The organism is Pseudomonas sp. R11F, from assembly GCF_050312575.1.
Classification (GTDB): domain Bacteria; phylum Pseudomonadota; class Gammaproteobacteria; order Pseudomonadales; family Pseudomonadaceae; genus Aquipseudomonas; species Aquipseudomonas palleroniana.
The window spans coordinates 1-8,979 of sequence record NZ_JBNPJU010000048.1 but is presented as its reverse complement, the minus strand read 5'-3'; the positions used below and the strand labels follow the sequence as shown (position 1 = coordinate 8,979).

Sequence of the window (8,979 nt, the reverse complement as noted above, 5' to 3'; positions counted from 1 at the left end):
ACCCACCGCTATCGGGAGCAAGCCCCCTCCCACCAAGCCCCCTCCCACATAGTCCTCTGTGTTCTTCAGGTATTGAATAACCCACCCATTATTTTCAGGCGCTTTTTATAGACCCGCCGCGCCTCCAACGCCTCCTCCAAAGTCACCGCGATAAACCCCGCGCGCTGGTTCGGCTGCATCTGCCCGATCAGATCCAGGTCGGCGCTGATCACCGTGCCGATCATCGCGTAGCCCCCACCCGATACCGCATCCCGATGCAGCACAATCGGCTCCAGCCCAGCCGGCACCTGGATCGAGCCAATCGGGTAGCAACTGTCGACGATATTGGACGGATCGGACCCGGCACCAAACGGTTGCTCCCTGGGTTGAAAGCTCAACGCACTACCGCCCTTGAATCTGTAGCCGATACGGTCCGCCTCGGACCCGACTGTCCAGGGTTCGGCAAAGAAGCTGCTTTTCGCCGCGTCGGCCAACCGCTCGTAATACAACCCCGGCACCACCCGTAACGTCACATCACCGCCGACCGACCGCCGCAAGGCCATCGGCAGACTATTGCCCGCCCGCCCCCGCCCACTGGCCTCGCCGATCGGCAGTTCATCGCCTTCCTGCAAACGTCGCCCGGCAAACCCACCGAGCCCGCCAAGGGTGTAGGTCGAGCGGCTGCCGAGCACCAGCGGCACATCAATGCCCCCGGCCACGGCCAGATAAGTACGTGCGCCCGCCTTGGGAAACTCAAAGCGCAACACCTGCCCGGCACGGACCTGGAACGCAGTGTCCTGATGCACCACTTCGCCATCCAGGCGCGGCGACATCAGCGCACCGCTGAGCGCCACCAGCGCGTCCTGTTGAAACTCAAGCTGCGGGCCGATCAACGTGCACTCCAGGCCCGCCGCACCGATCGGGTTGCCCACCAGGTGGTTGGCCGCACTCAACGCATACTGGTCCAGCGCACCCGACGGGGGGATGCCCAAGTGGTAATAACCTTCACGCCCCAGGTCCTGCACTGAGGTAGCCAGGCCGGGTTTGAGCACCTTGATCATGCCAGTGCCTCCTGCAGGGTTTTCGGGTAGCCGATGGGGTCGGCGAGAAATGCGTCGAGGGAAAACTCCACTGGGCGAATGCGCAGGTCGAAACGGCCGGCCTCGACCTCGGCGACGGCCAAGTCGTAGGCCTCGCGGTCCAGGGGCTTGAACTGCACGATGTCACCCGGCCGGAAGAACACCATGTGCTCCTTGAGATAGGCCAACTGCTGCGCCGGGTCATAGATGGGGGCCGGGGTCACGCCGAACATCTGGTAACCGCCGGCGCCGCGCACCGAGTAGATGCAGCCAAAGCATCCGCCATGGCCCAGGGTCAGCTTCGGCGTGTCGGTGCGTGGGCGCAGGTACTTGGGCACCTGCAATTGGCGCTTACGCTCGACCATCTGGAACATGAACGGCAACCCCGCGACAAACCCCACCATCGACACAAACCACGGGGCGCCACTGTGCGCGGCGATAAACGCGGCCACATCGGCCAGGCCATTGATGCGGGCGGCGTACTCCAGATCGGTGCTGCCGGGGTCTTGATGGCGGTCGCGAAAACGCATCAGGGTTTCATGGGTCCAGGGGTCGTTGTAGAGCACCGGGATTTCGATAATGCGCGTGTGCAAGGTGCGTTCGGCCACCGCCTGGGCTTCGGCGCTCTGCACCGCGTCAAGCAGCACATGGGGCGCGATGCGGTCAGGGTCGAAGCGGATCTGGAACGACGCATTGGCCAGGCACACATCCAGCACGCCTTCCAGGGCCAGGCGTTCAACGGCGCGGGTCACCGCCATGCCTTTGAAAAATGCCTGCAGGGACATGCTGTCGCTGACCTCGGCAAACAGGTGTTCATCACCGCCGAAGCTGTAGCGGATGGGGGACGTTTCAGCCATGTCTGTTCCTCTTGGAATCATTGTAGAAAGGCAGGCAAAAAATAATCGGGCGTTTTTTTATTGTGGCGTTCTGACGATGACGCCCGCCTCGTCCAAGGCTTCACGGGTGGCTTCCACCAGCTCCAGGGCACCCGGGGTGTCGCTGTGCAGGCAGATCGAATCGAACTCGATAAACAGATCCTCACCTTCTACGGTACGCACCAGGTTGGTCTGACAGGCACGCAGGACGCGTGCCGCGACCGTTGCAGGATCGAGCGCACGCACCTGGCGGGTAAATACGATGGAGCCGCTCAAGTCGTATTCACGATCGGCATAAAACTCGCGCACCACCGGTTGCCCCAACTCCTTGGCCACTCGCCAGATCACCGAATTGGGCATGCAATACAACCGCAACGTCGGCTCGATGATTTGCAGGTTCTGCACCAGCAGCCGCGCCGCGGCTTCGTCGCGGGCCAGGTGCATATAAAGCGCGCCATGGGGCTTGATGTGTTGCAGGGTCAACCCTTGGGCGCGAGCCATTTCGCGCAGGGCGCCGAGTTGGTAGAGCATGTCATCCACCAGCTCTTGGGCCGGTGCGTTGATATGCCGGCGACCGAAACCCACCAGGTCGCGAAAACCCGGATGGGCACCGATGGCAACGCCCAGTTGCTTGGCACGCTCGACCGTACGGCGCATGGTGCCGGGGTCGCCGGCGTGAAAGCCGGTGGCGATATTCGCCGAGCTGATGTAGGCCATCAACTGCGCATCGACACCGTCGCCAATGGTCCAGGGGCCGAAGCTTTCGCCCATGTCCGAGTTTAAATCCACTGCCTGCATCGGGGTCGCTCCGCCAAAAGATAATGGCTGAAGGTAGGCTGCGCCTTGACCCCTTGGGAAGATCTATTATCAGATGACTCATCTTCTGAAAAACAGATAGCTCACTGCATTGGAGTGGCAGATGTCCCTGACCTTGCGCCAAGTCCGCTACTTCGTGGCCACCGCCGAGATCGGCCAGATTTCCCAGGCGGCGATTCACCTGAACATCTCCCAGTCGGCCGTGACCACCGCAATCAAGGAACTGGAGGCCATGCTTGGCGTGCAACTGTTCGTGCGCTCGGCCCAAGGCATGAACCTGACCGACGCCGGCCGGCATTTTCTCAACCGTGCCTACGTGATCCTGCGCAGTGTCGACGACGCGCTGAACAGCCCCTTGCCCGACTACCGCGCCAGCGGTGTGCTGCGCGTGGCCGCCAGCTACACGGTGCTGGGTTATTTCCTGCCCCACCACCTGCAACGCATGGAACATTGGCACCCGGACGTCAGCATCGAGGTCTTCGAGCAGGAGCGCCAGGCCATCGAACAGGGCCTGCTCGATGGCCAGTTCGATATGGCCGTGGTGCTCACCGCCAACCTCACCCATGCCGATATCGTCTCTGAAACCCTGTTCAACTCGGAACGCCGCCTGTGGCTGCCCAGCCATCACCCGCTGTGCGAACGCAGTGCCGTAAGCCTGGCGGATGTCGCGCAGGAACCCTACATTCTGCTCACCGTCGACGAGGCCGAACACAGCGCCATGCGCTACTGGGAACAGGCCCGGCAAACGCCCAAGGTGCGGCTGCGCACCAGTTCGGTGGAGGCGGTGCGCAGCATGGTCGCCAACGGCAGCGGTGTGGCGATCCTGTCAGACCTGGTACACCGGCCGTGGTCCCTGGAAGGCAAGCGCATCGAAACCCTGACCGTCACCGATCCGGTCACCCCCATGAGCGTGGGCCTGGCCTGGCACCGCGAGCGTGCCTTCACCCCGCCGATGCAGGCGTTCCGCGATTACTTCCACGACGCCTTCCTGGCACCGCAGCAATTATCGGCACGTCGTTAATACCGGGCTTGCAGGATGGCCGCCAGCCAATCCATGAACACCCGCACGCGCAACGGCAGATGACGCTGGCCGGCGTACAGCAAGGACACGTCCAACGGTGGCGCCGGGTAATCCGGCAGCACCGCCACCAGCTCTCCACTGGCCAATAACTCTTCAATACCGAGGCGCGGCACCTGGATGATGCCGAATCCGCCCAGGCAGGCGGCCTGATACGCATCGGTGCTGTTGACGGTGACGCGCCCGGCCATCGCCACGCGCTCCACCTTGTGGCCCTGCTGATATTCGAAACCTGCCGAGCGTGCGCCCAAGGGCCTCACGTAATGCACCAATTGATGCTCGGCCAGGTCAGCCAGGGTCGTGGGCATGCCATAACGTTGCAGGTAGGCGGGGCTGACGCAGTTGACCATCGGCATGCTGCACACGCGGCGTGCGACCACGGTCTGGTCGGGTTGCGCGCCGACGCGCAATACACAATCGAAACCTTCGGCAATCAGGTCGACCTGGCGGTCCGTACTGCTGATTTCCATCTCGATCAGTGGATGGCGCTCCAGGAATGCCGGCAGGTGCGGCAAGAGCATGTCCCGCGCCAGCACGTTGGGCAGGTCCACGCGGATACGCCCGGCCAGTTGGGTTTCATCCTGGCGGAACAAGCCTTCCAGCTCCTCCATATGGGCCAGCAGGTCCTTGCTGCGTTCATACAAGACACGGCCGTCCTGGGTCGCCTGCACCTTGCGCGTGGTGCGCTGTAACAAACGTGCGCCGAGCAGTTCCTCCAGTGCCTGCACATGTTCGGAGACGGTGGAGCGCGGCAAGCCGAGGCTGTCGCCGGCCTGAGTGAAACTCGACAGTTCAGTCACACGCACGAAGGTGCGCAGCAGCTCAAGTTTGTTCATGGGATTGTTCGCCTTATCCGGCCAGTGATTCCGGTATAGCGCTGTTTATCACGTTATGAACGGACAAATACACTTCCTCTCACTGATCACCTGAGAGGACATCACCATGACCCGTAAAATCGCACTGATTACCGGCGCCAGCCGCGGCCTGGGCAAAAGCGCCGCGCTGCACCTGGCCGCACAAGGCATCGACATCATCGGCACCTACCATAGCGCCACCGCCGAAGCCCAAGCGGTGGTCGAGCAGGTTCAAGCCTTGGGCGGCCGTGCCGTCATGCTGCAACTGGATGTCAGCCGCAGCGACAGGTTCGAGGGCTTCGTCGGCGAAATCACCAGCGTGCTCAAAGATGTTTTCGCACAGGATCACTTCGATTTTCTGATCAACAACGCCGGCATCGGCGCCCACGCCAGTTTTGCCGAGACCACCGAGGCACAGTTCGATCAGTTGGTGGCAATCCAATTCAAGGGGCCGTTTTTCCTGACCCAGAAACTGCTGCCGCTGATCCGCGACGGTGGCCGCATCATCAATATCTCCAGCGGCCTGGCGCGGTTCAGCCTGCCGGGGTATGCGGCGTATGCTGCCATGAAAGGCGCGATGGAAGTGCTCACCCGCTATCAAGCCAAGGAATTGGGCGGGCGTGGCATCAGCGTGAATGTCCTGGCGCCCGGCGCCATCGAAACCGATTTCGGCGGTGGCGCCGTGCGCGACAATCAGGCGCTGAATGCGATGGTCGCCCAAAACACGGCCCTGGGCCGCGCCGGCCTGCCGGACGATATCGGCGGGGCCATTGCCAGCTTGCTGGCCGATGGCAGCCACTGGATCACCGGCCAACGTATCGAAGCCTCAGGCGGCATGTTTCTGTAAGGTTCACACGCCGCTGCGTTGCACCCACTCGCCAAGCACCGTGCCCAGTTCGACCGTGCCTTGGCGAGGGGTGCCTTCGAATTCGATCCAGCCTTCGTTAAAGCCGTTGATCATCTGAATCCGCGGTAGCGGGTTGCGCATGCCTTGGCCGCTGAACAGTGCATGCCAGGTCGCCTCGGGAACCGCTTCTACGTCGACCGGTTTGCCGAGCACGCGGGCGAATTCGGCGGCCAGCTGGTACGGCGTGATGCGCTGCGGGCCTTCCAGTTCCACGATACGCGGGCTGGGTGCCAGCAGCAGTTCAGCCGCCACGCGTCCGACATCCGCCGTGGCAACCATCGGCACCGGTTTGTCCAAGGGTTGCAGGAAACTTGAGATCCGCCCTGCCACCGCCGCCTCGACATCCCACGATGCATTTTCCATGAACCAGCCGGGGCGCAAAAACGTCACCGGCAACTCCAGGCTGCCCACCGCTTCCTCCAGCAGGTGCAGTTGGTTGAGCAGGTTCGGTTGCGTGGCCTGGGCGCCGATGGTGGACAGGCATACCACCTTGCCAGTGCGTGCGCACGCCAGGGCCTGACGGATGTTTTCCACCACCCGGCGGGTTTCCGGAAAGCCCGGCGATGGGTCGAAATTCGACGGCAGCATGATGAACACGCCCGTCACCCCGGCGAAGGCTTCCGCCATGGCTTGCGGGTCATCCACCTCCGCCACGGCCACCTCACAGCCGCGCGCGGCCCAACTGACGCCCTTGTCGGCGCTGCGCACTACGGCGCGTACCGGCTGCCCAGCGGCGAGCAGTGTGCGGGCAACGGCTCCGCCGACTTTTCCAGTGATACCTGTGACTGCATACATCAGTGTTCTCCCCTGCAAAGGCGACTCGTGTCGCGATGGGGAAATTATCCTGCGCAACCGTAGGATTCTTCGATAGCATCAGTGTCATTGCATACCTGACGGAAAATCATCAATGAGCTTTGATCCGAGCCTGGCCGGTGGCATGGGCGTGTTGGCGGCGGTGGTCGACAGCGGCAGCTTCGCACGCGCTGCCGACAGCCTGGACATGACGGCCTCCGGTGTCAGCCGGGCGATTTCGCGCTTGGAGAAACGCCTGGGTATTCGCCTGTTCGACCGCACGACACGGTCGGTGCAATTGACTGATGAAGGGCGACGTTTCTATCAACACATCGCGCCTCTGCTGGCGGGCCTGGAAGAGGCAGCCAGTTCGGCGGCCGACAGCGCCCTGACCGTGCGCGGGCGCCTGCGGGTCAATATCGACCCGTATTTTTCGCGGCTGGTGCTGGGCCCGGTGCTGGGTGACTTCATGCGCCGCTATCCGCAATTGCAGTTGGACCTGCACACCCGCGACCAACTCGGCGACCTGGTGGCCGACGGTTTTGACCTGGCGATTCGCTTCGGCATCCCGCAATCCTCCTCGCTGATCGCCCGTCAGTTGATGGAGGTGCGGGTGCTCACCGTCGCCGCCCCCGCTTACCTTGAACAGTACGGCCGACCTGCCGTGCCTCAGGATCTGGAACACGGCCATATGTGCCTGGATTTTCGCGACTCACAAACCGGGCGCCCATTTGCCTGGGAATTCCACCGCCCCGGCGAGCGACTGACCGTGCGTACCGATGGTCGCCTGGTGGTCAACGATGCCAGCACGTTATACAGCGTGTGCGAGCACGGCCACGCGGTGGCCCAGATGCTCGACCTGGGCCTGGCCCCGGCGCTCAAGGCCGGCAGTCTGGTGGAGTTGTTTCCCGACTGGCCTGACGAGCGTTTTCCGCTGTACGCCTACTATCCGTCGCGGCATTTACCCGCCGCCAAGGTGCGGGCATTCCTGGACTTTGTCGGCTCGCTTACCTGTCTGTAGGCGCTCGCTTGTTGTGGCGAGCAAGCTTGCTTGCGCTGGGGTGCGAAGCGCCCCTGAAAGCGGGCGCCAGCTGCGCTGTCGTACGGGAGCAAGCTCCCTCGCCACAGCATGCTAGCTCCTACATGGGATAGCGTTTTTGTTGCGGATTTTTTCCCGAATGACGTCATAACCCCAGTGATACACATAGGTGTACGGCAGGAAGAACAGCAGTACGCCGATGTCGAGCATGAACGCCTGCATCAGGCTGATATTCAGCCACGCCGCGATCAACGGCACCGCGACGATAATCAACCCGCCCTCAAACAACAGCGCGTGCAACACCCGCGTCCATGCGCCGCCGGCCAATTGCAGGCGAACCTTCAGGCGGTCGAACAGGCTGTTGAAAATGATGTTCCAGGTCAGCGCCAACAGGCTCAACCCGAGGGTCACCGCGCCCATTTCCAGGGCTGGCCGGCCGGTGATCCACACCAGCAGCGGTGTGCAGATCAACAAGGCCAGGCCCTCAAAACCCAGGGCTTGACCGATACGTTCAGTAATCGACTTGGTAGGGTGCATAACCTGCGCTCCGTGAATGGCGATGGTTGCGATAATCCAGCATCGAACCGATACTTCATAACCAATAACCATCGATAAAGGCGATAGTCATGGCCTCCAATGAAGTGCTGCAGGCGTTTGTGCAAGCGGCCACCCAAGGCTCGTTCTCCGCTGCGGCGCGCAAGCTGGGCAAGAGCCAGTCCACCGTCAGCGCGGCGGTCGCCAGTCTTGAGATTGATCTGGATGTGGTGCTGTTCGATCGCAGTAGCCGCAAGCCGACGCTCACGCCTGCCGGCCATGTGCTGCTGCAACGGGCCGAGCAGGTGCTGGAGGCCAGCAGTCGCCTGGAAATGGCCGCCAATCAACTGGCCCAGGGGTTGGAGCCCAAGCTGAGTATCGCCATGTCCGATACCTACCAGTCCGACCGTTTCGAGATCGCCCTCAGCGCGTTTGAACAACGCTACCCGGACCTGGAGCTGGAATGCCTGATCGCCGAATGCGAAGACCTGATCGCCTTGGTGCAAAGCGGTCGGGCCCAGATAGCGTTTATCGAGCACCAGGAGGTGTATCCGCCGGACCTGACCCGTGCGCCCGTGGAAGAGAGCACGGAAATTGCCCTTTTCGTGTCACCGAAACATCCACTGGCCGGGCTCGACACGCTGACCGCACACGCCCTGCAACAACACCGCGAATTGCGCCTGGCAAGCATCATCAACCCGAATGAAACCCGTGCCAACGGCCGCGTCTGGTCGGCTCCCAGTTACCTGATGCTATTGGAGATGGCTCAATTGGGCTTCGGCTGGGCACCGATTCCGCGTTGGCTGGTGGAGCGCTTTGGCGGCGGGCAATTGGTCGAGCTCAAGGCCCGCGGCTGGCCGCGTTCGGTGGCGGTGGATGCGCTATGGTCACGCCACCACCCGCCGGGCCCTGCCGGGAGTTGGTTGTTGGCCAAGATGTTGGAATGATATTTCCCACCCAATAAAAATGTGGGAGGGGGCTTGCTCCCGATAGCGGCGGTCAGTCACCCAATACTGTGACTGACAC

The 8,979-nt window shown here is 62.4% G+C and carries 10 protein-coding genes; 4 read left to right on the top strand and 6 right to left on the bottom strand.

All coding sequences use genetic code 11. The features are described 5' to 3' along the window. Positions 1-65 precede the first annotated feature (65 nt). From ACQRBV_RS14230 to ACQRBV_RS14220, 3 genes are read right to left on the bottom strand one after another with little or no spacing between them, the layout of a single operon-like run. Positions 66-1,040: a biotin-dependent carboxyltransferase family protein gene (locus ACQRBV_RS14230; protein WP_060757220.1), complete on the bottom strand. Its 975-nt coding sequence runs from the start codon at positions 1,038-1,040 to the stop codon at positions 66-68. Beyond that, on the bottom strand, positions 1,037-1,915 hold the full coding sequence (locus ACQRBV_RS14225; RefSeq protein WP_411984745.1) for a 5-oxoprolinase subunit B family protein: 879 nt from the start codon (positions 1,913-1,915) through the stop codon (positions 1,037-1,039). The genes ACQRBV_RS14230 and ACQRBV_RS14225 overlap by 4 nt, the downstream gene beginning before the upstream one ends. A gap of 57 nt (positions 1,916-1,972) precedes the next feature. Beyond that, complete coding sequence (locus tag ACQRBV_RS14220) at positions 1,973-2,731, bottom strand: 5-oxoprolinase subunit PxpA (RefSeq protein WP_411984746.1); 759 nt, start codon at positions 2,729-2,731, stop codon at positions 1,973-1,975. Positions 2,732-2,852: 121 nt separating this feature from the next. Here ACQRBV_RS14220 and ACQRBV_RS14215 point away from each other — a divergent pair, with 121 nt between their 5' ends. Then, complete coding sequence (locus ACQRBV_RS14215) at positions 2,853-3,770, top strand: LysR family transcriptional regulator (RefSeq protein WP_060757217.1); 918 nt, start codon at positions 2,853-2,855, stop codon at positions 3,768-3,770. Here the strand turns inward: ACQRBV_RS14215 and ACQRBV_RS14210 are convergent. Next, the gene (locus tag ACQRBV_RS14210) at positions 3,767-4,663 is read right to left on the bottom strand and encodes a LysR family transcriptional regulator (protein WP_161549331.1); all 897 of its coding nucleotides are present in this window, start codon (positions 4,661-4,663) and stop codon (positions 3,767-3,769) included. The genes ACQRBV_RS14215 and ACQRBV_RS14210 overlap by 4 nt on opposite strands. A 106-nt stretch (positions 4,664-4,769) precedes the next feature. Between ACQRBV_RS14210 and ACQRBV_RS14205 the strand changes: the two genes are divergently transcribed. Further along, positions 4,770-5,528: an SDR family NAD(P)-dependent oxidoreductase gene (locus ACQRBV_RS14205; protein ID WP_060757215.1), complete on the top strand. Its 759-nt coding sequence runs from the start codon at positions 4,770-4,772 to the stop codon at positions 5,526-5,528. A 3-nt stretch (positions 5,529-5,531) separates the two neighbouring features. On the opposite strand, the gene ACQRBV_RS14200 is transcribed toward ACQRBV_RS14205, so the two are convergent. After that, positions 5,532-6,383 carry an NmrA family NAD(P)-binding protein gene (locus ACQRBV_RS14200; protein ID WP_411984747.1) on the bottom strand — a complete coding sequence of 284 codons (852 nt, stop codon included), beginning with the start codon at positions 6,381-6,383 and terminating at the stop codon, positions 5,532-5,534. A 112-nt stretch (positions 6,384-6,495) separates the two neighbouring features. Between ACQRBV_RS14200 and ACQRBV_RS14195 the strand changes: the two genes are divergently transcribed. Next, positions 6,496-7,401, top strand: a complete 906-nt coding sequence (locus ACQRBV_RS14195; RefSeq protein WP_060757213.1) for a LysR family transcriptional regulator — start codon at positions 6,496-6,498, stop codon at positions 7,399-7,401. A 111-nt stretch (positions 7,402-7,512) separates the two neighbouring features. Here the strand turns inward: ACQRBV_RS14195 and ACQRBV_RS14190 are convergent, their stop codons facing one another. After that, complete coding sequence (locus tag ACQRBV_RS14190) at positions 7,513-7,956, bottom strand: multidrug/biocide efflux PACE transporter (RefSeq protein WP_060757212.1); 444 nt, start codon at positions 7,954-7,956, stop codon at positions 7,513-7,515. Positions 7,957-8,045: 89 nt separating this feature from the next. Here ACQRBV_RS14190 and ACQRBV_RS14185 point away from each other — a divergent pair, with 89 nt between their 5' ends. Then, positions 8,046-8,900, top strand: coding sequence for a LysR family transcriptional regulator (locus ACQRBV_RS14185; protein ID WP_411984748.1), 855 nt, complete (start codon positions 8,046-8,048; stop codon positions 8,898-8,900). Positions 8,901-8,979: the final 79 nt, after the last annotated feature.